This window comes from Salibacterium lacus (genome assembly GCF_042684865.1).
Taxonomy (GTDB): domain Bacteria; phylum Bacillota; class Bacilli; order Bacillales; family Marinococcaceae; genus Salibacterium; species Salibacterium lacus.
In genome coordinates this window covers 1,800,596-1,826,042 of record NZ_JBHUML010000002.1, presented here as the reverse complement: position 1 = coordinate 1,826,042, position 25,447 = coordinate 1,800,596, and the positions used below count along the sequence as shown (strand labels likewise).

29 protein-coding genes are annotated in these 25,447 nt (G+C 48.4%); 20 read left to right on the top strand and 9 right to left on the bottom strand.

Translation table 11 applies throughout. From position 1 onward, the window contains the following. Positions 1–289 precede the first annotated feature (289 nt). On the top strand, positions 290–637 hold the full coding sequence (locus ACFSUB_RS10155) for an AbrB/MazE/SpoVT family DNA-binding domain-containing protein (RefSeq protein WP_380713063.1): 348 nt from the start codon (positions 290–292) through the stop codon (positions 635–637). Between the two features lie 36 nt (positions 638–673). Here the strand turns inward: ACFSUB_RS10155 and ACFSUB_RS10150 are convergent, their stop codons facing one another. From ACFSUB_RS10150 to ACFSUB_RS10140, 3 genes are read right to left on the bottom strand one after another with little or no spacing between them, the layout of a single operon-like run. Next, positions 674–997 (bottom strand): hypothetical protein, encoded by a 324-nt coding sequence (locus ACFSUB_RS10150; RefSeq protein ID WP_380713062.1) that lies wholly within the window; start codon positions 995–997, stop codon positions 674–676. 58 nt (positions 998–1,055) lie between these two features. Beyond that, positions 1,056–1,529, bottom strand: coding sequence for a hypothetical protein (locus tag ACFSUB_RS10145; protein ID WP_380713061.1), 474 nt, complete (start codon positions 1,527–1,529; stop codon positions 1,056–1,058). A gap of 27 nt (positions 1,530–1,556) precedes the next feature. After that, complete coding sequence (locus ACFSUB_RS10140) at positions 1,557–2,429, bottom strand: PIN domain-containing protein (RefSeq protein ID WP_380713060.1); 873 nt, start codon at positions 2,427–2,429, stop codon at positions 1,557–1,559. A gap of 307 nt (positions 2,430–2,736) precedes the next feature. On the opposite strand from ACFSUB_RS10140, the gene ACFSUB_RS10135 reads away from it, so the two are divergent. The 4 genes from ACFSUB_RS10135 (at position 2,737) to ACFSUB_RS10120 (ending at position 7,423) form a co-directional block, all read left to right on the top strand. Continuing rightward, positions 2,737–3,759, top strand: a complete 1,023-nt coding sequence (locus ACFSUB_RS10135) for a hypothetical protein (protein WP_380713059.1) — start codon at positions 2,737–2,739, stop codon at positions 3,757–3,759. A gap of 372 nt (positions 3,760–4,131) precedes the next feature. Further along, entirely contained in the window at positions 4,132–6,174 is a 2,043-nt protein-coding gene (locus ACFSUB_RS10130) for a thioredoxin domain-containing protein (protein WP_380713058.1), read from the top strand. Between the two features lie 15 nt (positions 6,175–6,189). Next, on the top strand, positions 6,190–7,185 hold the full coding sequence (locus ACFSUB_RS10125) for a 2-hydroxyacid dehydrogenase (protein WP_380713057.1): 996 nt from the start codon (positions 6,190–6,192) through the stop codon (positions 7,183–7,185). 73 nt (positions 7,186–7,258) lie between these two features. Next, complete coding sequence (locus ACFSUB_RS10120; protein ID WP_380713056.1) at positions 7,259–7,423, top strand: hypothetical protein; 165 nt, start codon at positions 7,259–7,261, stop codon at positions 7,421–7,423. Between the two features lie 218 nt (positions 7,424–7,641). Here the strand turns inward: ACFSUB_RS10120 and ACFSUB_RS10115 are convergent, their stop codons facing one another. From ACFSUB_RS10115 to ACFSUB_RS10105, 3 genes are all read right to left on the bottom strand, one after another. Beyond that, a complete protein-coding gene (locus ACFSUB_RS10115) occupies positions 7,642–8,730 on the bottom strand; it encodes a branched-chain amino acid aminotransferase (protein ID WP_380713055.1) in 1,089 nt (362 codons plus the stop codon). A 104-nt stretch (positions 8,731–8,834) separates the two neighbouring features. Further along, positions 8,835–9,038: a hypothetical protein gene (locus ACFSUB_RS10110; RefSeq protein ID WP_090928674.1), complete on the bottom strand. Its 204-nt coding sequence runs from the start codon at positions 9,036–9,038 to the stop codon at positions 8,835–8,837. A gap of 132 nt (positions 9,039–9,170) precedes the next feature. Then, positions 9,171–10,289, bottom strand: coding sequence for an IscS subfamily cysteine desulfurase (locus ACFSUB_RS10105; RefSeq protein ID WP_380713054.1), 1,119 nt, complete (start codon positions 10,287–10,289; stop codon positions 9,171–9,173). A gap of 105 nt (positions 10,290–10,394) precedes the next feature. Between ACFSUB_RS10105 and nadB the strand changes: the two genes are divergently transcribed. From nadB to nadA, 3 genes are read left to right on the top strand one after another with little or no spacing between them, the layout of a single operon-like run. Then, entirely contained in the window at positions 10,395–11,966 is a 1,572-nt protein-coding gene (gene nadB, locus ACFSUB_RS10100; protein WP_380713053.1) for an L-aspartate oxidase, read from the top strand. Beyond that, entirely contained in the window at positions 11,947–12,804 is an 858-nt protein-coding gene (gene nadC, locus ACFSUB_RS10095) for a carboxylating nicotinate-nucleotide diphosphorylase (RefSeq protein WP_380713052.1), read from the top strand. Before nadB ends, nadC begins: the two co-directional genes overlap by 20 nt. Further along, a complete protein-coding gene (gene nadA / locus ACFSUB_RS10090; protein ID WP_380713051.1) occupies positions 12,801–13,898 on the top strand; it encodes a quinolinate synthase NadA in 1,098 nt (365 codons plus the stop codon). The genes nadC and nadA overlap by 4 nt, the downstream gene beginning before the upstream one ends. 549 nt (positions 13,899–14,447) lie before the next feature. On the opposite strand, the gene gvpU is transcribed toward nadA, so the two are convergent. Beyond that, positions 14,448–14,837, bottom strand: a complete 390-nt coding sequence (gene gvpU, locus ACFSUB_RS10085; RefSeq protein WP_380713050.1) for a gas vesicle accessory protein GvpU — start codon at positions 14,835–14,837, stop codon at positions 14,448–14,450. Positions 14,838–14,942: 105 nt separating this feature from the next. Here gvpU and ACFSUB_RS10080 point away from each other — a divergent pair, with 105 nt between their 5' ends. The 4 genes from ACFSUB_RS10080 (at position 14,943) to ACFSUB_RS10065 (ending at position 17,271) form a co-directional block, all read left to right on the top strand. Continuing rightward, complete coding sequence (locus ACFSUB_RS10080; RefSeq protein WP_380713049.1) at positions 14,943–15,476, top strand: LytTR family DNA-binding domain-containing protein; 534 nt, start codon at positions 14,943–14,945, stop codon at positions 15,474–15,476. A gap of 2 nt (positions 15,477–15,478) precedes the next feature. Beyond that, the gene (locus ACFSUB_RS10075) at positions 15,479–15,895 is read left to right on the top strand and encodes a DUF3021 domain-containing protein (protein ID WP_380713048.1); all 417 of its coding nucleotides are present in this window, start codon (positions 15,479–15,481) and stop codon (positions 15,893–15,895) included. A gap of 81 nt (positions 15,896–15,976) precedes the next feature. Further along, the gene (locus ACFSUB_RS10070) at positions 15,977–16,369 is read left to right on the top strand and encodes an ArsR/SmtB family transcription factor (protein ID WP_380713047.1); all 393 of its coding nucleotides are present in this window, start codon (positions 15,977–15,979) and stop codon (positions 16,367–16,369) included. Positions 16,370–16,374: 5 nt separating this feature from the next. Next, positions 16,375–17,271 (top strand): cation diffusion facilitator family transporter, encoded by an 897-nt coding sequence (locus ACFSUB_RS10065; RefSeq protein ID WP_380713046.1) that lies wholly within the window; start codon positions 16,375–16,377, stop codon positions 17,269–17,271. Between the two features lie 50 nt (positions 17,272–17,321). Here the strand turns inward: ACFSUB_RS10065 and ACFSUB_RS10060 are convergent, their stop codons facing one another. Further along, positions 17,322–17,531 carry a hypothetical protein gene (locus tag ACFSUB_RS10060; RefSeq protein ID WP_380713045.1) on the bottom strand — a complete coding sequence of 70 codons (210 nt, stop codon included), beginning with the start codon at positions 17,529–17,531 and terminating at the stop codon, positions 17,322–17,324. A 227-nt stretch (positions 17,532–17,758) separates the two neighbouring features. Between ACFSUB_RS10060 and ACFSUB_RS10055 the strand changes: the two genes are divergently transcribed. From ACFSUB_RS10055 to ACFSUB_RS10040, 4 genes are all read left to right on the top strand, one after another. Further along, positions 17,759–18,166, top strand: coding sequence for a hypothetical protein (locus tag ACFSUB_RS10055; protein ID WP_380713044.1), 408 nt, complete (start codon positions 17,759–17,761; stop codon positions 18,164–18,166). Between the two features lies 1 nt (position 18,167). After that, positions 18,168–18,362, top strand: a complete 195-nt coding sequence (locus tag ACFSUB_RS10050) for a hypothetical protein (protein WP_380713043.1) — start codon at positions 18,168–18,170, stop codon at positions 18,360–18,362. A 287-nt stretch (positions 18,363–18,649) separates the two neighbouring features. Further along, positions 18,650–20,512 (top strand): cytochrome c oxidase subunit I, encoded by a 1,863-nt coding sequence (gene ctaD / locus ACFSUB_RS10045; RefSeq protein WP_380713235.1) that lies wholly within the window; start codon positions 18,650–18,652, stop codon positions 20,510–20,512. 105 nt (positions 20,513–20,617) lie between these two features. Then, positions 20,618–21,370: an alpha/beta hydrolase gene (locus ACFSUB_RS10040; protein ID WP_380713042.1), complete on the top strand. Its 753-nt coding sequence runs from the start codon at positions 20,618–20,620 to the stop codon at positions 21,368–21,370. Positions 21,371–21,426: 56 nt separating this feature from the next. Here ACFSUB_RS10040 and ACFSUB_RS10035 read toward each other — a convergent pair whose 3' ends face one another. Then, complete coding sequence (locus ACFSUB_RS10035; RefSeq protein ID WP_380713041.1) at positions 21,427–21,621, bottom strand: CsbD family protein; 195 nt, start codon at positions 21,619–21,621, stop codon at positions 21,427–21,429. A 176-nt stretch (positions 21,622–21,797) separates the two neighbouring features. On the opposite strand from ACFSUB_RS10035, the gene ACFSUB_RS10030 reads away from it, so the two are divergent. The 4 genes from ACFSUB_RS10030 (at position 21,798) to ACFSUB_RS10015 (ending at position 25,447) form a co-directional block, all read left to right on the top strand. Next, positions 21,798–22,883, top strand: a complete 1,086-nt coding sequence (locus tag ACFSUB_RS10030; RefSeq protein WP_380713040.1) for a GGDEF domain-containing protein — start codon at positions 21,798–21,800, stop codon at positions 22,881–22,883. Between the two features lie 39 nt (positions 22,884–22,922). Next, positions 22,923–23,879: a 2-hydroxyacid dehydrogenase gene (locus ACFSUB_RS10025; RefSeq protein ID WP_380713039.1), complete on the top strand. Its 957-nt coding sequence runs from the start codon at positions 22,923–22,925 to the stop codon at positions 23,877–23,879. A 3-nt stretch (positions 23,880–23,882) separates the two neighbouring features. Further along, positions 23,883–24,761, top strand: coding sequence for an SMP-30/gluconolactonase/LRE family protein (locus tag ACFSUB_RS10020; protein ID WP_380713038.1), 879 nt, complete (start codon positions 23,883–23,885; stop codon positions 24,759–24,761). A 242-nt stretch (positions 24,762–25,003) separates the two neighbouring features. Continuing rightward, positions 25,004–25,447: a MarR family winged helix-turn-helix transcriptional regulator gene (locus ACFSUB_RS10015; RefSeq protein WP_380713037.1), complete on the top strand. Its 444-nt coding sequence runs from the start codon at positions 25,004–25,006 to the stop codon at positions 25,445–25,447.

Here is a 25,447-nt window from a genome sequence, read left to right as displayed (position 1 = left end):
TTAGAATCGAGCTAAGCGTCCCTTTTTCCTGATCGGACGGCGATTTTAAATGTTAGACGCAGGCTAAGCGTCACAATTGCCCCGTGCTGTCGCTATTGTGCACCTTAGAAAGTCCCGAACCGCTCTACATCCAGACCTCACTCACACCGAATCCGCACCAAAGGGTTCGGTTTTTTTACAATAGGAGCATTCAAAGTATTATAGTGAATAAATTCATGTAGAAATAACCGGGGTGTGGTAAACTATAGTAAAATAAATGGTAAGTATGTGGGAAGAAGGACGACGTACTATGAAAAGCGGGAAATCACATCGCCGGGTTAAAATGTCTCCGCAGCGGCAGATCAGCATTCCGAAAGACTTCGTCGAAGCTTTGCCATTAGAAGATGAAGTGTTCCTTGAGTTTACAGGGAAAGAAATCATCATTCGACCAGCCGATCCAGAATCGGTGGATTTTTCTGAAGATATTCTAAAAGATCTCATCAGCAGAGGGTATGAAGGAGAACAATTGATTGAGGCGTTTTTAAAAGCTAAATCGGACATACCTGAAGCTTTGGACGCTCTCAAACAGGAAGCTTTGCAGCAGCCAGCCGTCACTGAATTGCTCGATGAGTATCTGAACGAGTTTGAAGACGACTGACGAACGGTGTCGCTGATAGAGTCGTGTTAATATAAATTAAAAAGGCTTTTTCAAACCATGTACTTTTTTTTCGCGTAACATAATAAATATTTCTTTCTTCCATTTCGACGATACATATTTGCTATTCAAAATAGCATAATAACTATCACGAAGAACATTATACATTTTGGGGTTATTTGGAATATACCATACTTTTGATATTTTATTATGATAAAACCAAGCATCTTCATCATATAACGTGTCGTATGTATCTTTGTCCAAAACATCTTGTGCGGTTTTCTTAATTTTTATATAGTAAGTGATTTGAATAATAATGAGCACAAAAACGATTAGAAAGAAGATGGGAAAAAGGACTGCCATCTTATCTTCACCTCATTACATAAGAAAAGTACAATATTTTTATTATCACAGGTAATTATCACATGCCATTCATGTGATTGGGAGGGTGGTTATGGTCCGGCATGCCATGATTATGATCCGGCATATTATGTTCCGGGTTAGCGATACCCAGCCCATGATCGATGCCGAAATGAGATTCATCTTTTATCATATCTTCCCCAGGTCGCGGCCCATGATGATCCGGGTCTCCGGTACGCATTCCATGATTCATACCATGCATTTCATTTCGCATCATAGTATGGTTCTTCGTAGGAAAAAAGTCATCAAAATCTTGAAAAAGAATGTCTGCTTCAGATGCTGCTGCACCATTAGAAGAAACAGTGAAAGCTGCCCCACTCATCTTCAATGACTTAAGCTTACTGATTTTTTCCGTATCAGGAGAAGATGACTTAAGGATTTTATTCATTTCATTCAATTCTTTTCTTTCATTTCGTCGTTTTTTCACCAATGTGAAAAATAAAATAGAACCGGCGATATACAACACAAAATCCATATAAGCTTCTTCCTTTCTCTTAAGTAATTAAGCTGTTTCTGTTACGTCATTATCATTAAGTGATACATCTAAAACGGGAAGATGCAGGTTTCGGCACTTGATTCGAACATTTCTGTCTATTGCAAACATTTTTATGGATTCATCTGTATGTTCAGTATTTAAATAAGTTCCTATAATTTTGTCGTCATTATCCTGGGGATTTAATTCCTGCTCTGCGAGAAACTTGTTGTCGGGAACTTTTTTTATGGTTACCGAAGTCGAAGTCTGTAATTTCTCGATACGGTCAAATGCTTTGTGAGCTAATTTCCGCGTGTGGCTTTCATTGTTTTTTTTAAGCCCATCGAGCTCGTTGAGGACTGTTCTACTGATAATTATTTTTCCTTGAGCGAGAGAATTAATGACTTGATCTTCTTCATGCATGAGCACATTCGTATCTAAACCAATTGCAAATCCCTGTTGAAAATCAGTTTTTATATTGTCAATCACTGCATCAGCGTAAGCTTTTTTTTGAGTCTTTGCCAATAGCTCTTTTACGTGTCTTCTCTTTTTCAGTAATTTCTTCGTAGTATTTGTGAATATAAGACCATCAGCAATGACAGCCGCGAATATTAAAAGGTTTATAGCAGCCAATACATTATTTGGATTATCTTCTGCACTATCACTGGATGAACTGACTGGTATGTAGTTACCTATAATCATTGGTACTAACAAAGTTGATAAAATAATAAATCCTTTTATATATTGACTGTTGTAGATTTGCCCCAAACCAGGAAATGCGACAGATAATACAAAATTTAAAAACCGTGATGTTTTTTTGCGGAAGGGTATAATAACGATAAGCATCATTAAGATAAAAATGATTGAAACTAAAGTAGTAGTACTAGTGATATTAGCAAGCATGAATCTACTCTCCCAAAACGTTTTCAATTATGTCGTAAGAATTAAGTAATAGTATACTGGAAAGAGTGGAAAATTTCCATAAAGATCTCTACTTTTTAATACTTATTTAGAGATAGCGGGATATAAAACTAATTTCCCGTGTCTCATTTGATATCAACAGTGGTTGTTCAACAGTTTCGAGTATTACTACCCAGATAAAAGGTGATATTTTTCTGCGTGTGGCAGTTGAATAATATTGTAACAAATAAGGAACTCGTGCCGACTAATCAGACAGAGAAAAAGGCACTTTACGCGTAAGGGGGATTCGATGAAACGGTCGGGATGGATGCGGACCTTGCTATTTATTGGAGGCGCCGGGCTGCTTGTGCTGGTGGTGGAACTTTTCGGAAGTCCGATCAGACAGGCTGCGTTTGCTCAGGTGGACATGGAGGAACGATTTGATACGTTCCTCAAGAACAGCGGTTTCACGGAAGAAGATATCTCCGAATACCACGGGGAAGATGGCAGCATACAAATGAATATAACAGATGATTTACACCTAAAACAGACGACAGAACGAATGTTTTTGGACAGAGAAAATACCCCGCTGCGCACGCAGTTTTCCGGTCCGGCAGATCAACAATGGCTGGAAGAATACGTCGCGCTGCTGAAGTATTCCATGGAATCGCCGGAAGAGACCGGGTTTGCGTTTGAAGACATCGTGAGAGATATTATCGAACAAGAGAATCCTGTCAGTGAATATTATTTTGTTGGTGATATTCGAATATTAGTTCAGCATTATCAACATTCGGGCTATGAAAATGGCATTATTGATGCAGCGGTGCAGCATCACCTGCTGGATGACAGGTTTTATTTTGGCGGTGTCAGCGCATTGGAAGAGGCAGGTATGGAGAAACGACTCCAGCCTCATCCGAAGTTTCTCGAGATTACGGGAAACAACGGCACAGTCTCAGAAAAAGTGGACCAGCTTATAAGGCGCGGCCACATAAGAATGAATGGCTATATAGAGTACGGGGATAGGGAAGATTTATCTTACTACAATCATTTGGACAAGACACTGCAAAGTTTACTTCCCCGGACAGAACGCGCTCTGAAAGTCGTGGAGGATAAAACGCTCAAAAAAGATCTGAAAGAAGTGCAAAAGCTGATGCAGGGGCTTAAAGATGATGCGGCAGATATGGAAAACTATGCCCAGAACGAATCCATACAGAGACTGGCGGAAATCTTCCGTGACCTTAACTATTACGTCAGAGGAGAAATCACCTCAGAGCGATCAAACACCACACACTTTGCAGAAAAGGTAAAGGAAAACTTGAATAACAAAGAATAGTATTGTTAAATTTTAAGAAACCAAGCCGAATCCACGTAAGAGGGTTTTAAGATACATGGGTGACACGGGAGGGAAGGACGTCGGGTATGTCTAACCCTCAAAATGGACCGCTGCCTGCTGGATTGTGCACGTTAGAATCGAGCTAAGCGTCCCTTTTTCCTGATCGGACTGCGATTTTAAATGTTAGACGCAGGCTAAGCGTCACAATCCCCACCGCGCGGCGCAATTGTGCACCTTAGAAAGTCCCACACCGCCCGTTTTTTGCTTCATGCAGCAAACCCCACACCGAATCCACACAAAAGGGTTCGGTTTTTTCATTGGAACATATAGGTTACACTTTTAGAAAGAGTGATTGGAAAGGATGTGGTGGCATTGGCAAACCGTTTGATTCATGAACAATCCCCGTATCTGCAGCAACATGCCCACAACCCCGTGGATTGGTACCCGTGGGGCGAAGAGGCCTTTGAGAAAGCACGGAAAGAAAATAAGCCCGTCATGGTCTCCATCGGCTACAGCACCTGTCATTGGTGTCACGTCATGGAGCGGGAAAGCTTCGAAGACGAAGATATCGCAAAGCTGATGAACGACCGATTTGTAGCCATTAAAGTCGACCGCGAAGAACGACCGGACGTCGATGCCATCTACATGACCGCATGCCAGGCCATGACCGGACACGGCGGCTGGCCGCTGAACGTATTCGTCACCCCGGACCAAAAGCCATTCTACGCCGGCACCTACTTCCCAAAAGAAAGCATGCGCGGCATGCCGGGCATGACAGATGTCATCACACAACTCTACGACCGGTACCAGGACGATCCGGAGAAAATTAAAGAAGTGAGCGAACAGATGGCGGATGTGGTGCAGCCCCAAACCGCCGGCCATGACAGCGTATTGTCCGAAGAAGCGCTCGCAAAAGGCTTTCACGAGCTCCAGCAGACATTTCATCCCACGTACGGCGGTTTCGGAAACGCGCCGAAATTCCCGACGCCGCACGTGCTGATGTATCTCTTCCGGTATTACCGCTGGTCCGGTGACGAGAAGGCGCTCGACATGGCGCGGACAACACTGGACGGCATGGCGGCAGGCGGCATGTATGATCACATCGGCGGTGGGTTTGCCCGTTATTCGGTGGATGAGAAATGGCTCGTGCCGCACTTTGAGAAAATGCTGTATGACAACGCGCTGCTTGCAATCGCGTATACCGAAGGATGGCAGGTGACAGGAGAATCCCGCTTCCGGCAGACAGCCGAAGAAGTGCTGGACTACGTCCTGCGCGGTATGCAGGACGCCAAAGGCGGTTTCTACTCCGGAGAAGATGCGGATTCCGAAGGGGTGGAAGGTAAGTTCTATCTCTGGATGCCCGGGCAGATCAAACAGATTCTGGGAGAGGAGAACGGTTCCCTTTTCTGCGAAGTGTACGATATCACAGAAGATGGCAACTTTGAGGGGGTAAACATTCCGAACCTGATCGGGCAGTCGCCGGAAGCGTTCGCCCGCGGCCATGACCTCGATCCAACACAGGTAAGGGAGCGGGTGGAGCAGGCGAAGCCGTTACTGTTCGAAGCGCGCGAAGAACGGATTCACCCTCATACGGATGACAAAATGCTTACGTCCTGGAATGCGCTCATGACCGCAGCCCTCGCCCGCGCCGGCCGCGCCTTTGATTCGGACCGTTATGTTGACGCGGCGGAGCGTGCGTTTGCGTTTATCGAATCGCACCTCATCCAGGATGGCCGCGTGATGGTCCGGTACCGCGGCGGAGATGTGAAGCATAAAGGATTTATTGATGATTACGCCAATATTCTCTGGGCGCTCCTTGAGCTGTATGAAAGCACGCTGAAGCCGGAGTACCTGACAAAAGCCCGGTATTACGCAGATCAGATGATTGACTTGTTCTGGGATGAGGAGAACGGCGGTTTTTACTTCTACGGTTCGGACGCAGAGGAGCTGCTGGCACGGCCGAAAGAATCGTTTGACGGCGCGATGCCGTCCGGAAACAGTACCGCTGTCCGCGAACTGCTGCGGCTCGCCCGTTTCACCGGGAATACCGCATATGAAGAAAAAGTGCGCAGCGCCCAGGATGCATTCGCCCGTGAACTGACGGAGATTCCCGGGGCGCACTTTCACTTTCTGCAGAGTTACCTGCTGCTGTGCAGCGATATGAAAGAAGTGGTTGTTTTGACAGGGGAGGACGAAGAAGCCCGTACTGTAACAAACGCTTTGCAGCAGCGGTTTTACCCGGAAGTGACGTATCTGATTCATCAGGATCCCAATCTCCTGGCGGAAGCAGCGCCGTTTGCCTCCCATTATCATAAAGTCGAAGGAAAAACGACCGTCTACGTGTGCCGGAATTTTGCCTGCCGGCAGCCGGTGACCGAGGCAGTGGAGGCACTCGGGATGCTGGATAACGCGTAAAGGAAGGAAATAAGCATGAAGAAAAAAGTAATCGCCTATGGTCGTGTAAGAGAAAAAGCAAAGCGGAAACTGCGGGAGAACTATGAGCTGCATGTTTTTTCCGGGAAAGAAGAGGTGTCGGATGAAACGTTTGCCGGAGTCCTGGCAGAGGCAGAGGGTATCGTTGGACTCGGAATACAGGCGGACGACGGATTTCTTCGTCATGCGCCGAATCTGAAAGTCGTAAGCAATGTGTCGGTCGGTTATGATAATCTCGATCTGGAAGCACTTACCGAACACGGAGTGGCAGCCACGAACACGCCGGAAGTGTTGAATGACACGACTGCCGACGCCGTTTTCGGTCTGATCCTTTCGACAGCGCGCCGGATTCCGGAACTGGACCGGTTTGTGAAAAAAGGAGAGTGGGAGCAGGAAGGGGATCTCCCCGAAGATAAATTCGGCAGCGACGTACACCACCGCAAGCTCGGTATCATCGGCATGGGTCGGATCGGCGAAGCGATTGCTAAGCGCGCGCATTTCGGTTTTGATATGGAGATTCTGTATCATAACCGGTCGCGGAAGCCGGAGGTGGAAAAGACGTACGATGCGTCGTACTGCACCCTGGATGAACTGCTTTCTGAAGCGGATGTCGTCTGCCTGATGACGCCGTTAACACCGGAAACAGAAGGGTTGATGGGGCGCAGTGAGTTTCAGCAGATGAAACAGGACGCCATTTTCATCAATGGATCCCGCGGCGGGGCGGTGAAGGAAGATGCGCTTGTTGAGGCACTGAAGCATGGAGACATTCTTGCCGCCGGCCTGGATGTCTACCAGCAGGAGCCGCTGCCGGCGGACCACCCGCTCCTGCAGCTTCCCCATGTCGTCACGACGCCGCACATCGGCTCCTCCACCGGTGCTACGGAAGACAAGATGTCGCTTCTTGCTGCCGAGAATGCAGATGCTGCACTCCAGGGGCAGCGTCCGCCGAATCTGCTGAACCCTGAAGTGTGGGAGAGCGGCGGGAAAGAATAAACATCTGTATGTTCTACATGTATATTGTATTATAAATATAATGGCCGGCACTTTCGGAAAAAAGATTATCCGAATGATGGATTGGAATGCAGCACTTGAGGCTTCCACTTCCTCGGTCGGATTTTTTGTTGATTTCCGGTACAGAACAGCGGTGAAAAAGAAGGGCAACGATACTTACCTGCCAAACATGGACATTTACGAGCCAAATACTGCTGTTTACATGCCAAATCCAGTGTAATACTGTCTGAACCATGCGTTACTGTCCAAACGGAGGCGTTTACAATCCGAATCCGGTAATTTACAATCCAAATAACCAGACTTACAATCCGAGGGCCGCAAACCAATCGCCGCGTCGTGTTCATTTGCTTTTCCTCCCTACATGAATGATACACAAAAAGGCCCGGATCGATTCTTCCGTGAATCGTCCGGGCCTTTTGAACGGGGCGCGTCGTTTTCTTACGTTTCCTGTCCCTGAATCGGCACGGTCCAGCCGAGAACATCTTCTTTTGCACCGGTCTGAATACCCGAAATCGTATCATACAGATCATAGGATACAGGACCGGTCTGATTGCCGTTTATAACAAGCTCTTCGTCTTTCCACTTCAGCCTGCCGACCGGTGAAATGACGGCGGCCGTTCCGGTTCCGAACACTTCTTCCAGCTCGCCGTCCACGTGCGCCTGTTTGACCTCATCAATCGAAATACGGCGCTCGTGCACGTTCCAGCCCCAGTACCGGAGAAGTTCGATGACGGAGTCGCGGGTGATGCCGTCGAGAATGCTTCCGTTCAGAGCGGGAGTAATAATTTCCCCGTTGATTTTGAAAAAGATATTCATGCTTCCGACTTCTTCGATGTATTTTTTCTCAATGGCATCGAGCCACAGTACCTGGTCATAACCGAGTTCTTCTGCCTTTTTCTGGACTTTAAGGCTGGCTGCATAGTTGCCGGCTGTTTTCGTGAAGCCGACGAGGCCTTTGACGGAGCGGACGTACTCATCTTCCACGTAAATGCTGACCGGACTCATTTGATCGGACTGCGCGTAGTAGGATCCTACCGGCGATAAAATGATCATCAGTTTATACTGGGAAGCGGGTTTTACGCTTAGAGCCGGTTCGGTGGCAATGATGAACGGCCGGATATACAACGACTGCCCTTCCTCGACCGGAACCCAGTCTCTGTCGATATGTAAGAGTTTTTTCAGAGCATCCACCAGAAACTCCGGATCCACTTCCGGGATGCTCATCCGTTCACTGGATATATTCATACGGTTGAAATTCTTTTCCGGCCGGAACAGCTGGATGCCGCCTTTTTTGGACGTATATGCTTTAAGCCCTTCAAATACGGACTGGCCGTAATGGAACATGAGGGAGGAAGGGTCCATCAGAAGCGGTTCGTACGGCGTGATGCGCGCATCAAACCAGCCGTCTTCTTCATTGTAATCCATCACAAACATGTGGTCTGTAAAATATTTGCCGAAGCTTAAATGATTGTAGTCGGGTTTTGTTTTTCCCGTTGTCACCTGCTTTATCGTTATATCGTGTTCCATGTGCCATCCCTCTCTTCTAAGAAATTACGTCACCCTTTTAGTGTACTCTAATTTTTATTGTTTTTCAGCAGATGAACTGATCGAATTTACACTTCCGGGCAGCGTTACGAAGAGGAGAAGGGAAGCGACTGAAGTCCGAAAAGGAGCGACACGATAAATACGAGAACCGTAACGATAGTCCAGCCTGCCGCATACCGGAGGTCATTTCTGATACGTTCCTTCATGAATGCAAACAATACAACGCCGGTGACACTGGTGATAACAAGGACAACAATCATCATCTGTATGCTGTGCCAAACGATGCTCAATTCCTGTTTCCCCCTTTTTCATAATGAACAGAAACGAACCGGGCCGCAGCAGCCTGTAAAGAGCTGCCTTTCTCCTTTACCCGTTGACACTCCCGGATTAATCTATGTTTCCAAAAATCACTGTATCTCTTCTCACACGCCGGCGAGTTCATTCAAAATATCAGCAGTTTCCCACAGTTCTCTGTAAGTGGTAGTCCGGCCGAAACTGATGCGGAACAGGCCGTGTGCTTCTTCGGGCGTGTGCCCCATCGCAGCCAGACTCGCAGGAGGGGAAGAAGCACCGGTTTTACAGGCGCTTCCCGAGGAAACGGCAATGCCGCGCCGGCTGCATTCCAGCATGATCCACTGCCCTTCCCGGTGCACCACCCGCAGCGCAAGATGATGGGGAAGCCTTTTATCCCGGTCGCCAAATAGTTGATAGGCCGCCGGATCAAGTTCTCTGAGAAACCACTGCTGCATGGCACGCCACCGGTCTTCCTGTTCGTTCATAACAGCGGCAGCTTCCACAGCAGCCTCTGTGAAAGCAGCAATGCCTGGTATATCAAGGGTACCCGGTTTAAAGCCGTGCTGGTGTGCGCTCCCCGGGTACACCGCCTCCCAGTCCGTACCCGGGGCGATGTAGGAGGCACCGGTGTTTTTTGGCCCCTGCACTTTGTGAGCAGACATAGAAACCGCATCCAGGCCGGCAGCTGTGACATCAATCGGTATCTTCGTGAAGCTCTGCACACAGTCACTGTGAAAAAGGGCCTGGTGGCTGCGGAGGAGCTCTCCGATGTCTTCGAGAGGCTGCAGCACGCCGGTTTCGCTTGAGGCATGACAGATCGTAACAAGAATCGTATCCTCCCGGAGCAGCGAAGCGAGCGAATCCAGGCAGATTTCGCCATTGCGGCGGCCGTCCACTACACTGACCGTAAACCCTTCTGTTTTCAACTTCTCCAGCCCCTGGCCGACAGAGGGATGTTCGAATGGAGAGGTGATGATATGATGTCCGCGGTCTTTTCTGCCGTAAGCAAGACTGAGCAGCGTCGTGATATTGCTGTCAGAACCTCCGCCTGTAAAATAGATCCCCTTTTCGCTGCCGTGGATAATGGCAGCCAGTTGTTTCCGGCAGTGGGCAGCCAACTGTGCTGCTTCTTCCCCGTAATCATGCAGACTTTGTTCATTTCCGTAAAAACGCTCTGCTGTTTTGCGGTACCCCTCCAGCGCCGCTGCACTCATCGGGGTGGTGGCGCAGTGATCCAGATAAATCATTTTTTTCTCCTCGCTTGTTCAAAATTTCACAAAAAACGGTTGTATTCAGTATAATTTTATGTAAATATAAGTGTCAAGACACATGTAATATAAAGGGTGGTCGGTTTGAATATAAAGAGGAAAGACACAGACGTAGTCATTATCGGAAGCGGCCTGTCCGGATTAATGGCAGCCGTTCAGCTGGCTGAAACGCATGATGTGACGCTCGTAACAAAGACTGCGCTTGGTTCTGGTAATTCAGAAAGAGCACAGGGTGGTATCGCTGCTTCTTACGGGGAGGCTGTTCTTTCGCATAAACAGGATACTCTGGCCGCCGGATACGGGCACACGAACGGGCGCGCAGCAGGGGAAGTAATCGAGAAAGCAGCTTCGGTGATGAATACTTTTATGTCCTGGCAGACCCCGTTTGACCGAGATGAAAAGAGGGAGTTTCTGCTGGCAAGAGAAGGGGCCCACAGCTGCCGCCGGATTTTCCGCGCCGGCGGGGACGCAGCGGGTCATTACATGATGAAACAGCTGAAAAAGAATATCCCGGCAAATCTTCGGGTTCTGGAATTTTTCACAGCCTTTGATCTCGTCATGGAAGATGGGCGTTGTGCCGGCGTGACAGGCAGAGACAACCGCGGAGAATGCTGCGTGTGGACCGCCGGGGCTGTGGTAGTGGCAAGCGGTGGCTGCGGCCGGTTATTTCCGGTGACCTCCAATGCCCCGGAAGCTTCCGGGGATGGACTTGGCATGGCCTTCCGTGCCGGGGCAGTCCTTCAGGACATGGAATTCCTCCAGTTTCATCCGACCATGCTTACCGGAGGAGGTCTTGTATCGGAAGCCGTACGTGGAGAAGGCGCGGTCCTGGTGGATGAACACGGAAACCGCCTGATGAAAGGCAGGCACCCTTTGGAAGACCTTGCGCCCCGATCGGTGACGGCACGGGTTGTCCGGGAAGCACTGAAAGCCGGGAAGGAAGTATTTCTTGATATTCGAAGCATACCGAGGTTTGAAAAAGAATTCCCCAGGATTACAGAGCAGGCCGAAAGACAGCGGATCGATCCGGAAAAAGGATTTCTTCCCGTTCGGCCCGGCGCTCATTTCATGATGGGCGGCATTGCCGCAGACGCTGCCGGACAGACGAGTATAAAAGGACTGTATGCTATCGGGGAGGCAGCCTGCAGCGGGATGCACGGAGCCAACAGACTGGCCGGCAATTCTCTTCTGGAAGCGGCAGCGGGAGCATTTCTGCTTGCCGAACGGATAGCAGCGGACCCGGACGTAACAACACCCCGGCCGCTGAGCCTTCCCGTTATTCAGGGCGGTAGGCAGGCTGTGCTCCCTGAGCGGGAAGAACTTCAGGAAAAGATGGATGCGTGGTGCGGCATCATCCGGGATAGGGAAAGCCTCGAATGGATGAAGAACTGGCTGGGAGCGTATGAAAGCAATATCTTCACCCCGGCAGAAGCTTCGCTGAGCCTGGAACAGCTTGAGGTGAAAAACATGCTGACCGCAGCCTGGATGATGACCGGTGCTTCCCTGCTGCGGCAGGAATCCCGCGGCGCTCATATCCGCCGCGATATTCCGGAGCAGAGAAAAGAATGGACCGGCGCAGTCATCAGGTGCGAAAGCGGCAGGTTCACTGTTGTCCACGGAGTAAGGGAGGAAGGGTATGCAGCGGTATCAGGTTAGAGATGCCATACACCGGTTTTACCAGGAAGATATCGGAAGCGGCGACATCACAACCGAGGCTGTTTTTTCTGAAACAGATACAGCGGAAGGCATCGTCAAAGCAAAAAATGACGGGATATTCTGCGGTGCTGTGGTGCTTGAAGAAGGCTGGAAGATGCTCGATGAAGCGGTGGAAGTCACGGTGCATGCCGGAGAAGGGGAACAAGTGCGGCAGGGGCAGACGCTTCTAACCGTAAAAGGCCGGGTGCAGGCGTTACTCAGCGGCGAACGGGTGCTATTGAACCTGGTGCAGCGGATGTGCGGGGTGGCGGGAGAAACCCGGCGCACCGTGGAAGCGCTGGATGACGCGCGTATTCAGGTCTGTGATACAAGAAAAACGATGCCGGGTCTGCGGCTGTTTGACAAGTATGCCGTGCGCTGCGGAGGCGGTGTGAACCACCGGTACGGCCTGTATGATGCGGTGATGATTAAAGATAACCACATCGCAGCGGCTGGAGGCATTACCGAAGCGGCCGCGAAAGTGAAAGCGGAGATTGGTCATATGGTGAAAATAGAGATCGAAACGACATCTGCTAAAGAGGTGAAAGAAGCGGCGGAGGCCGGAGCTGATGTGATTATGTTTGATAACTGTACGCCTGAGGAGGCTGCAGCATGGAGCGGACTCGTTCCCTCCTCGATTCAAACAGAAGTCTCCGGCAATATCACCCGGGAGACGATCGGTGTGTACCGGAAGACAGGGGTGGATGTGATTTCTGCCGGGGCTGTGACCCACTCGGCACAGCCGCTCGACCTTAGTTTCCAGCTTCATACTATGAAAAGGGAGGATAGGTATCGATGAGTGTATTGGAACAGTTCCAGGCACTGTCCCTGCCGGATTTTATTCAAGGGATGAGTGAGAAAGAGATGGAGAACCGGGTGCGTGAGATCAAGCGGGAACTTGGGCCGCGGCTGTTCATGCCCGGGCATTATTATCAAAAAGATGAAGTGATTCAATTTGCCGATGAAACCGGGGATTCCCTCCAGCTTGCCAAAATCGGCGCTGCTAATAAAGAAGCGGAATATATCGTGTTTTGCGGGGTTCACTTTATGGCGGAAACGGCGGACATTTTATCGGAGGATTATCAAACGGTGCTGCTTCCGGATCTGCGTGCCGGCTGTTCGATGGCGGACATGGCGGAAATCGGGCAGCTGGAGAAATCCTGGGAGAAACTGCAGGATACCTTTTGTGACACCATCACCCCGCTTACGTATGTAAACAGCACAGCCGCGATAAAAGCATTCTGCGGAAGGCATGAAGGAGCGACGCTGACGTCCTCCAATGCCCCATCGATGCTGGAGTGGGCGTTCCGTCAAAAGGAACGGATTTTATTTCTGCCCGATCAGCACCTTGGGCGTAACACGGCATATGATCTGGGGATCCCGCTTAAGGAGATGGCGGTATGGGATCCGGTCAGGCAGGTGCTGGAATATGACGGGGACCCGGAGCAGCTCCGGATGATTTTATGGAAAGGGCACTGCTCGGTTCATGAAAAATTCACGATGGATAACGTACGGCAGGTAAGAGAAGAAGAACCGGATGCAAACATTATCGTTCATCCGGAATGCATGTTTGATGTAGTGCAGGCCTCAGATGCGGCCGGATCGACGAACAAGATTATCGACACCATCCGGAACGCGCCGTCCGGCAGTACGTGGGCAGTGGGCACGGAAATGAACCTGGTCAACCGGTTGACACAGGAGGAGACAGATAAGACGGTGAAATCCTTGAACCCGAATATGTGCCCCTGTTTAACGATGAATCGTATCGACCTGCCGCACCTGCTCTGGTCTCTGGAAAGCATCCTCAGTGCCGAACCGCATCACAGGATCGAAGTGGATGAACAAACAACGCGTGAAGCTACCACCGCCCTTCAGCGTATGCTGCAGCAGTAACAAAGCGAAGCCGCCTCTTTCGGTGAGGCGGCTTTTCATGGGTGCTTTAACGAAGGAGCGGAACTATAAAGCAGAAAAATTCCAAATGGATCAAAAACTCTCCACTATATCGCGTTAGTGGACAGTTTTTGATGAAAAGAGGGAAAAGGTCTCCCCTATATTCGGGTATCAGCTACTTTCGGCAGTAGAATGCCACATTCTGTCCATAACCTGAGGGTTATAGACACTTTGCCTTACCATATGTCCATAATCCACGGCATAAAAAGAGTCTGGGACAAAACTTCTATAAGATAGAAAAAAACCGAACGATTTTTTGAAATCGTTCGGTTTTTTTCGTTGCTGAGACAAGCCGCTGCGCCAAAATGCTTCGCTTTCCGCGGGCACGGCTCAAGCCTCCTCGGAAGAAAACCGTTTCCTGCGGGGTCTTGAGACTCGTGCTGTTCCCGCAGGAGACGAAGCATTTTAGCTCCGCTTCTATACGGCTTTTGATCAGTGACCCGGAACATTCGTGTTATCTACCGCCTCATGTTCTTCTGTCCCAGACTCTTTTTACTGCACGGACTCGAAACTGAAACCGTTGACGTCGGAAATTTTTCCTCTCCAGAGACTTCCGTGAATAGGAACTTTCCCCTGCGAATCAACAAGCTTTGCTTTGCGCAGGTGGAGATACCCGCTTTCGTACTCGTTCTGATCGGTTTCGCTCTGGAACTTATCCGCCATTTTTTCAAAAAACGTGGACATTTTATCTTCCAGATCATTATCTCCCCTGTGCAGGGTCCGTTCGAGTTCTTCGAGATATTTCACATTGCCGATTAATATTCCGGTGATGGTGGCCCCGCCGACATTCAGCGTGATATCCATTTCTGCACCATTATCCGCCAGCCGTACGAGATACCGAAGGACATAATCACTGTGCTTGTCTTCTTGTACTTCTTTCATCCTCTTCCAACCCCTTTATTGTATATACTATATATGCTTTACCCGGAAACCCCTCCTTATTAATCCAACTTTCCAGTGCTTGATCCAAGCAGGACGGAAAGCGTTTTGAACCACTTGGAAGAATCTGCTGTACGGAATGACTTTTTCTTTTATATACTGAAAGCAGCAGAGGAAGGGGGAAGACCGGTGAAAATCCATGTGGAGATTGATGAAGAGCTTGAAAAGAAGGAAGTGTTGATCCGTTCCAACGTATGGGATGAAGAAGTGGAACGGCTTCTCAACCGGCTTAAGGAAGAAGAACGGGTCTACTTTGCCGGAATAGAGGGGGAGCAACGTTATATCTTCCAGCCGCAGGACATTATATATTTGTATACCGTAGACAAAATCGTCATGGCCAAGACAAAAGAGGGGACGTTTCAGATGAAAGAGCGGCTGTATGAATTGGAAGAACAGCTCCCGCCCGAACGGTTTGTGAGGCTGTCCAAATCCGCTGTTGCCAACCTGGATGAACTGAAGCAGTTCGAAGCATCCTTTAATGGTTCTCTTTGTGTTTATTTTCGTACCGGAGATAAAGAATATGTGTCACGAAAATACGTGAACAGAATCAAGGAAAAAATCCACTGGAAAGGAAGGGGATAAAGATGAAAACGCTGGTATTTCAAAGTTTTGTCGGTATTTGTTTCGGCGCTCTTGTCAGCATACTCATTTATTACGGTGTCATTTTTTTCGGTGGTATTGAAGAGCTTGATGCCGGAAGATTTGTCACGGACTCGCTCGGCAGCATGTTCTGCGGATGGTTTTTCAGCGTTGGGGGGCTTATTTTCGCAAAAGAAAGCTGGAGTCTGACAAAACGTACCGGAATTCATTTTGTGACGATGACGATGCTGTATTTTGTCCTCGCTGTTGTCATCGGCTGGATTCCTTTCACCATTTGGGGACTTGTGATTGGAATGGCACTTTATCTGGTTCTTTACGCTGTAATATGGATCTGCTTTTTCGTTTACTTTTATAATGAAATGAGAAAATTAAATGAAGCGCTGGCGGATCGAAATTCGTGACAGGGTATCACTCATTCAAATTTATACTTGAATGTAGTATAATGAAAGAATAAACGATCGAGTAAAAAGAGGTGAGAGTCTATGAAGCGGGAAGAGGTATGCGAAGTCACCTGTGTGGACGAAGAGAAAGTAGCGCGGCTGCAAGCTTCTATCGATGATGACAAGATGGACCGGATGGCTGTCATGTTCAAAGGACTGGCCGATAAAAGCCGGATGAAAGTGCTGCAGGCACTGGCATCGGAAGGCGAGATATGTGTTTGTGATGCCTCCCATCTACTCGGCGCTTCGACAGCTTCCACGTCCCACCACCTGCGGTATCTGCGGAAACTGGGTCTCGTGAAATACCGGAAAGAAGGCAAGCTCGTTTATTATTCACTCGAGGACAGTCATGTGGAAGACATGATTAAGCTCGCAGGTGCCCATCAACAGGAAATCACGGACCGGGAAACGGAAGAGTCCGTTATGGAGGCCTGAAGCTGATGGGACACGATCATCATCACGACCATCACCATCATAGTCCTTCCAATATCAAAACCGCCTTCTTTCTGAATTTCGGCTTCACCATTATCGAATTAATCGGTGGTGTTCTGACAAACAGTATGGCGATTATTTCTGATGCGATTCATGACCTCGGCGATTCCCTGTCTCTTGGAACATCCTGGTTTCTCCAGAATAAATCCGAGCAGAAAAGCAACCAGACCTTCACCTTTGGGTACCGCCGGTTTTCCCTGCTCGGCGCCCTTATTAACAGTCTCGTGCTGGTGGCTGGTTCCTTATTTATACTGTCCGAAGCCGTTCCGCGTCTTTTAAACCCGGAACCGGCCCACGCCGGCGGGATGCTCCTGCTTTCGCTTCTTGGCATGGCCGTGAACGGCGCGGCGGTGCTGAAAATGAAATCCGGGGCGTCCATGAATGAAAAAGTGGTATCCTGGCACCTGCTGGAAGATGTTCTGGGATGGGTTGCCGTTTTCGTCGTCAGTGTCGTTATGATGTTCTGGGATGCTGCCATTCTCGATCCGCTTCTGTCGGTATTGATTACGTTGTATATTCTGATGAATGTACTGAAAAACCTGAAGAAAACATTGTTTCTCTTTCTAGACGCAGTGCCTGAAGAAATGGATACAGAGCAGATCGAACAGAGCATCCGCAGTATTTCTGGTGTAGAAGATACCCATCACACGCACATCTGGTCGCTCGATGGCGAGCAGCACGTGCTTTCCACGCATGTGGTACTAAACGAGGATATCAGCAAAGCGGATATGATGCAGGTGAAAGCTTCAATAAAAGAAGCGCTTGGAGCCTATCCGCTCGAGCATATCACGATCGAAACCGAATGTACGACGGATGACTGCAGCTTAACAACGGTACATCATTAAAAAAGTGCATGCCAATACTTTTTACTTTCCTGCTCATGATAAAAAGGCTGTCACACTGGTGGCAGCCTTTTTTGCGAGGCAGGGGGATACTGGTCGTTAAATTGTATAACAGGACAGTTTTGGCAGATTTCTTCAATGCCGGTGCATGATGTACACATTTCGAGGCTGCCTTCCATGAGAAAGATGGAGAACTCCATTTTCACGTTTCGCTGTACCACTTTACAGTAGGATACGGTTTGTCGGTGAATGTATTCCATCATACCCTTTCTCCTTTATCTGCTTCATCTGATTTTTCTGATGCCTATATACCCATGTCCTTTGATTCATAAACATCATATCGTAATACGGCAGCGTTTGTGATAAAAAAGAATCAAATTTAAGAGACGTCTTATCCGGTATGTTTTATTTCTCTTTTAAGAAGGTATTATGCTGTAGAAATCATCATGTTGATCTTTATAAAGGTAATAAAGAAAAGGAGAACACGAATATGCCGGGTTATGCAAAGCGGTTTCTGGCAGCGGTGATTTGTTTGCTTCTTCCGCTGACCGCCTGTACCGCTCAAAGCCAGCCCGCTATGATCCAGGAACTTCATGCGGAAACGTCCATGCTTTTATTTTCCGATGAGAAGAATCTGAATGCGGAACGGCCTTTTTATAGAGCATTATTAAATAAAAGCAATAATTGCAGCACGGATCAAATGGATATAAGGATTATTTCGTCCCAGGAGGAAGACATCTCTCAATATTTCGGCGTCAGCAGCTATCCATCTCTTTATGTAATGAAGGGAACAGAGCTCCGTGATAAATATGAAGGATCGCTGGACCAGTCCGACATCGAAACCTTTATAAACGGACATGTAACATGCGAAGAAACGAAGGAGAGAGAAGAGGGATAGAATGGAAAATGAAAAATATTTGATTGTGGCCGTTGATCAACAGGGGTACGAAATAGGTCTTGCGCCTTACGCAGGACATATTGAGAACGACGAAGTAACATTTGCATGCAAGAAACAGGCCAGAGTCTTTTATGATAAAGTAAAAGAAGAACTGTTTCCGCACTCTGTAAAGTTGATGACAATCAAGGAACCATAACAGCACTTATAAATAGGAAAGAATAGAAGGCAGCGTATCATCCGAACGAAGAAGCAGAAGGCCGCTTTTGGGCCGTCTGTTCCCGCGTTCGGATTTTTTGTTGGCTGCAGTGTGATCCGTCAACCGGGACCTGTTATCAGTCAAAGTCTACCTTATATCCGTCAACAGGGTGCTGCACATGATATGGTCCAGAGCAGAACGCTGCCGCGCGATGTGTGCTGGTGGCGGTTTTCCGGTATAGAAGCCTTCCGTGTTGGAAACAATGAACCCGGGAGGTTGAATAGATGATGGAGACCGCTTATCAGAATAAGAGTGTAATCTGGGACTGGCTGACGACGGTGGATCACAAAAAAATAGCTATTCTATACTTAATCGGCGGCACCTTGTTTTTTATGAAAGCAGGTGTGATGGCCGTACTTATGAGGATACAGCTCATGTATCCGGAACAGTCTCTGCTGTCCGGACAGACATACAATGAACTATTAACGATGCACGGGACGATTATGCTTTTTCTTGCGGTAACGCCGCTGATTTTTGCCTTTATGAATTACATTGTTCCGTTGCAGATAGGAGCGCGTGATGTTGCGTTTCCGTTCTTGAACGCGCTCGGATTCTGGATTTTCTTTTTTGGAGGACTTCTTCTCAGTTTGAGCTGGTTTCTCGGAGGAGCACCGGATGCGGGGTGGTTCGCTTACACTCCGCTTTCCACCCGGGAATATGGTTCTTCGGGAATTGATTTTTACGTGCTCGGCCTGCAGGTAAGCGGCCTCGGCACACTGATTTCCGGCATTAACTTTATTGTTACAATAATTAATATGCGGGCGCCGGGGATGACGATGATGCGCCTTCCATTGTTCTGCTGGACCACCTTGATTGTATCGATTCTCATCGTATTTGCTTTCACACCACTTGCAGCCGGACTTGCCATGCTGATGCTGGACCGCCTTTTCGGAGCGCAGTTTTTTCAGGTGGATGCCGGAGGGAATGTGGTTTTGTGGCAGCATATTTTCTGGGTATTCGGGCATCCGGAGGTCTATATTCTCGTGCTCCCGGCGTTTGGCATTATATCTGAAGTTGTACCGGCGTTTTCGCGGAAGCGCTTGTTCGGGTACACAACAATGGTATTTGCGGTGCTTTTAATTGCGTTTCTTGGTTTCATGGTGTGGGTTCACCACATGTTTACGGTGGGACTCGGTCCGATTGCCAATTCGGTGTTTGCTCTGTCTTCCATGGCGATCGCCGTGCCAACCGGAATTAAAATCTTCAATTGGCTGTTCACGATGTGGGGCGGCAAAATTACGTTTTCTACAGCCATGCTGTGCGCGTCCTCGTTTGTCCCGACATTTGTACTCGGTGGTATCACCGGTGTCATGGTGGCGATGGCCCCGGTGGATCACCTTTATCATGATACGTACTTTGTCGTAGCTCATTTTCATTATATTTTTATCGGCGGGATTATTCTCGGGCTGCTTGCCGGTCTGTATTACTGGTACCCGAAAATGTTCGGGCACCTGCTGAATGAGACCCTCGGAAAATGGATGTTCTGGCTGATGTACATCGGCTTTCACATAACGTTTTTCGTGCAGCATATTCTCGGTCTTATCGGCATGCCGAGACGGTATTTCACCTATATGGACGGTCAGGGGATGAATACGTATAATTTCATTTCGACGATGGGAACGTTTTTGATGACAGCGGCGGTGCTCCTCCTGATTATTAATATTGTGTACTCCGCCCGGAAAGGAGAGCGGGTGCAGAGCGGGGACCCGTGGGGAGCGAGGACACTGGAATGGGCTGTTCCCTCTCCGGTGCCGGAATATAATTTCGCGCAGGTGCCTCAGGTCCGCGCACTGGATCCCTGGTTTTATGAAAAAGTGCACGGAGACGGCCGTATGAAAGCCGCCGCCCCTCTAGACGATATACACATGCCCAATCCTTCCATCCTGCCGTTTATGATGGCATTTGGTTTGTTCTGGTGGGGGCTTGGGATGACGATGATGCCGATGGAACAGCCCTGGCTGCCGCCGTTTATCGTCATAGCAGCAGGGGCCGTTCTCACGTTTGGCGCCATGACCGTAAGATCGGTAAAAGAAGATCATGGTCATCATATTCCAAAAGAGACAGTAAAAAACATAGAGCAGGGCCGTTGACATAAAGAAATTGTGAAAAATAAAACATTTTACATGACAAAATACTGATTTTACGCTATCCTGTGGGAAAAGTAGTATTATACCATTTACGGGAGGGTGAGAAAGATGGCGGAACGTTATCCGGTAATGGAAGATGCGGAGTCTTTCTATTTTGAAGGGGATGATACCGGCGTACTGGTGATTCACGGCTTCACCGGAAGCACTCAGAGTATGCGTCCTTTGGGGGAAAGTTTTCATGAGGCCGGATTCACGGTGTACGGGCCGCGGCTCGCCGGTCATGGTACACATCCGGAAGATCTGGAAGATACCTCCTGGCAGGAATGGTGTGACAACGTGGAAGAAGGGTTTCGATTTTTAAAGGAAACCTGTAAGGATATATATGTAGCAGGGTTGTCCATGGGAGGAACATTGACACTGTACCTGGCAGAACGTATCCCGGAAATGAAAGGGATTATTGTAATCAACGCAGCCATTGAAATTCCGGATGCCAATCCTGAGGAGCTGCCGGATCAACGATTTGTACAGACCGCCCCTCCCGATATAAAAAAAGAAATCCAGCAGGAAGCTGTTTACGAAAAGACGCCTGTGAAGGCTTACGGGGAACTTTTCGGGCTGATGGTTGAAACCCGCAGCAACCTGATGGACATCACGGTTCCGGCGAGGATTTTTGTGTCGGATGTTGATCATGTCGTTCCGCCTGCCAACAGTGAAGATATTTATCATACAATCTCTTCTGAAAATAAACGGATGATTCCGATGCACGACAGCTATCATACAGCCGTGCTTGATAACGACAAAGAAATGATTGCCATTGAAAGTATTGCATTTATTAATGGATTGACTTCCACGTCTGGATGATATGTTCTTAAAAAAACCGTCCCGCTTTGTTAAAAAGGGCGACGGTTTTTTATCGTTTATTTCTCTTTATTTTCTTTTTCACTTTTTATTTCGCCGATGTCCTGCTGGGTATTGCCTTTGGATTTATCTTTTCTGCCTTCTTCCTGAAGTTCAGGATCCTCTTTGGCGTTGCCGATTTGATCTTTTGCTTCGCCTTTTACTTTGTTGACAGCGCCTTTAATTTTATTACTCCAGCTTTCTTGATCTGCCATGTTACTACCACCTCTCTAAGAATTGTTAGTACTCATTTTCCCGCGTCTGCGGTCCTTTAAACAAAAGGACGCGAATCATTTACAGCCGCGGCATTCTGTATTATGATACTTTTGGTGAAGACTCTGCTTTCTCCGGCAAAGAATTTCGGAGAGGTTTCGTTGAAGAAGGGATTCAGTTGATTAATAGTTTTATAGTCAGTTTCAGTTTACTGTTCACGTGTACAGTGCTTATTAACTACGTGCTGTACCTGCCGGTGCTGCGAAAACCCGGTTTTCTAAAAATAAAGCAGGTTATTCTTGGTATCTCCGCCGGGATAACCTGCATTCTTTTAATGATGAATGCCTACCAGATCAGTGAGAATGTGCTGCTCTCTTTTTTTCATATTCCTATTACATATACAGCTCTTTTTTATTCCCCGCTGGTCAGCGGAAGCACGGTTCTTACTGCAGCGCTGGGGAGGTACTTTTTTAATCAAGAGGATATTGGCTCCATGCTTGGAACGTTGGACATTCTTATTGTTGGAACGGTGCTGATAGCCCTTGCTTTTTTCATTCCGCGCCGATTTTTGTCTTTCATCATTGTGAGCACAGCCTACACTGTTCAAAATATCATGGTGATTTCTTTTCTTACCTTGAGCAATTGGGATTGGGGGGAAGGACTTCTTTATATCACAGCCTGCACGGCTGCTTCGTTGTTATTTTACTATGTTCTTCAAAAAATCATCCAGTTCTTTGTGATGAACAGGCAGTATAAAGAACGGTCGAAAATTGACGGGCTGACGGGGGTATACAACCGCCATGAACTGGAGCAGTATCTGGAGTATCTGGGTGTGTCCGGACGCAGGTTTACTGTCATGATGATTGATGTGGATAATTTTAAATCATTTAATGATGACTTTGGACACCATATTGGGGATAAAGTACTGATTGAAACGGCCGGACGCATCAACGAAACCATCCGCGAGCAGGGGTCGGTGTACCGTTACGGCGGAGAAGAATTTGTCGTTATTCTGGAAGACCAGACGAACACTGCTGCCTATGAACTGACAGAATCCCTTCTTTCGCGGATGCAGGTTCCGTTCACGTGTCTGGAAGGGGATCAGAGCTGGAATATGACGGTCTCTATCGGAACTGCTCTGTCCGCTGACTGGGGTGAGACGCCTGAAGCGGTGGTGGAACGAGCGGATGCGCTGATGTTTGAAGCGAAAAAATCCGGGAAGAACAAAGCGGTCTACTCCCACCCTGTGAAAGCGGAATTATGATAAAATGAAAGCATAGTTTACAGGGGAGGGATGAATAGAATGCCGAAGATTCTGTCTTATGTAGAGCCGCCTGAAGACGTTCTCGCATTTATGAAGGAACATGCAGAAGTGAGTGTTGTCCGTCCAAAGAAAGAAGAAGACAGGTTTTATGAGGAGCTTTCAAAAGCAGATGCCTTGTATGGAGCCGGCCTGCGCATGGATGAAGACCTTTTAAAGCATGCACCGAAACTGAAGGTTATCAGCAATGTGTCGGTCGGTTACGACAATCTTGATATGGAAGCGATTTCAAAAAGAGGCATTACTGCTACCCACACTCCGACCGTTTTGATTGATACGATGGCTGACACGATGACAGGTTTGATGATCGCCACCGCCCGCCGTATGCCGGAGCTGAACAACATGGTGAAAAACGGGAACTGGAAAAAGCCGCTGACCTCAGAGCATTTTGGTGCCAATGTGCACCATAAGACGCTGGGGATTATCGGCATGGGCCGGATTGGAGAAGAAGTGGCTCGACGCGCGGCTTTTGGTTTTCATATGGAAGTGATGTATTACAACCGCCGCCGGAAGCCCGAAGCAGAAACGAATACCGGCGCTGCCTACGCGGAGCTGAAAGAATTGCTCCAATCCTCGGATTTTGTCATGGTGCTCACGCCGCTTACAAATGAAACGCACGGGCTCATTGATGCCGAAGCGTTTGGCAGCATGCAGCAGCACGCTGTGTTTCTAAACGGCAGCCGCGGGAAAGTCGTTGTGGAAGAAGACCTGATCCAGGCCCTGGAAGAAGGAGAGATCGCTGCTGCCGGCCTGGATGTGTTTGAGCAGGAGCCGGTGGATCCCAATCATTCATTACTGGGCATGGAAAACGTTGTCGCACTTCCGCATATCGGGACCGCTACCTATGAGACAAGGCATGCGATGGCAATGGATGCAGCACGGCAGTGTGTAGATGGAGTGAAAGGCCGGACACCCGAACACGTCATACCGGGAGGATGAATAATGAATAAAAAAGCAGAACTTATTGTCGATGAAAAAGCCCTGCTCGGCGAAGGGCCGACCTGGGACGGACATCAAAACGTATTATACTGGGTGGATATCATGGGGGAGAATATCCATCGCTTTGATCCAAAACAGCAAAGCAATCAAACGCTGCATGCCGGGCAGGAACCAGGAGCTGTTGTGGTACATAAAGACGCCGAGCTGATCGGTGCTATGCAGCATGGTTTTTACAGGATTGATTTTGACCGGGAAACATTTGATTTGGTTGTGGATCCGGAAGAGCATCTGCCCGGCAATCGGTTTAATGATGGAAAAGTGGATCCGGCGGGGCGGTTCTGGGCTGGGACGATGGCGTACAGCAAACAGAAAGATCAGGCAGCGCTGTATTGTCTGACTCCTGATTTCACCTGCAGCCAAAAAGTCAGTCATATAGGGATTTCCAACGGCCTGGCATGGAGTGCGGACTGCAAAACGATGTATTTCATTGACACTCCCACGCTTGAAGTGAGTGCGTTTGATTACGATATTGCCACAGGCAAAATTTCAAACCGCCGGCCGATTATCACTTTTTCAGGAGACGACGGCCGGCCGGACGGCATGACGATTGATGCGGAAGGAATGCTTTGGATTGCGCATTTCAGAGGCTGGAAAGTAAGCCGCTGGAATCCTGAAACGGGACAGTGTCTGGAAGAAATAGATGTACCCGCCAGCCAGGTGACATCCTGCGTGTTCGGCGGGGAAGATCTGAAGACGCTGTATATTACCACCGCCCGCAATAAACTGGAAAAAGAACAGCTTGATAAAGAGCCGCACGCCGGCGGGCTGTTTGCTGTGAATCCGGGAGTGGAAGGAACACCCTCCCACCGCTTTGGAGCCTGAAAGATGAATAGTACCAGGAGCTGTCCCGCGGGGCAGCTCCTTTTTTGCCTGCAGGGATGGGTGTGGCGCTTTCAGCGTCACTTTTACCGGCAGGGAGGGAAAAAGTGACGGGTAGAAGTAATGTAAACCTCACATTTCAGCACCGGAAAGGAGAATGTGAGGCTTAGAATACATAGCATATCGATTGACAAGTTAAAAGTTCAAGGGGTAAACTATATTATAGTTTAGGGGGTGAACTTCATATGGGTGAAAGTAGAATGGAGGAAGCGATCCGTCTGTTCACAGATGTGATGATTGACGGTCAGAACGAAGTGTTCCGCAAAGTGGGAAACGAACTCCATAAAGAGTTCTCGATGGAACAGATCAAAATGCTGAATCTGCTCGAACGACACGGCCCGATGACTTCCAAGCAGTTAACGGAACTGCAGGGAGGGCATAAGAGTGCCACATCGAGTCGTTTGAAGAAACTGGTGGAAAAAGAGTATGTCCGCGTCATTCCGGATGAGAACGATAAACGGGTGAAATACGTGCAGCTCACGGAGGCAGGAGAGACGGCATACAAACAGGCCAATCAGCAGGTAAATGAATACTTAAGTTCCATACTATCCGGAATCAATGAAGAAGAAGTGGATGAATTCATTTATATTTTCCAGAAGGTCAAATCACTGCTGAGAAGCGAGGCATAA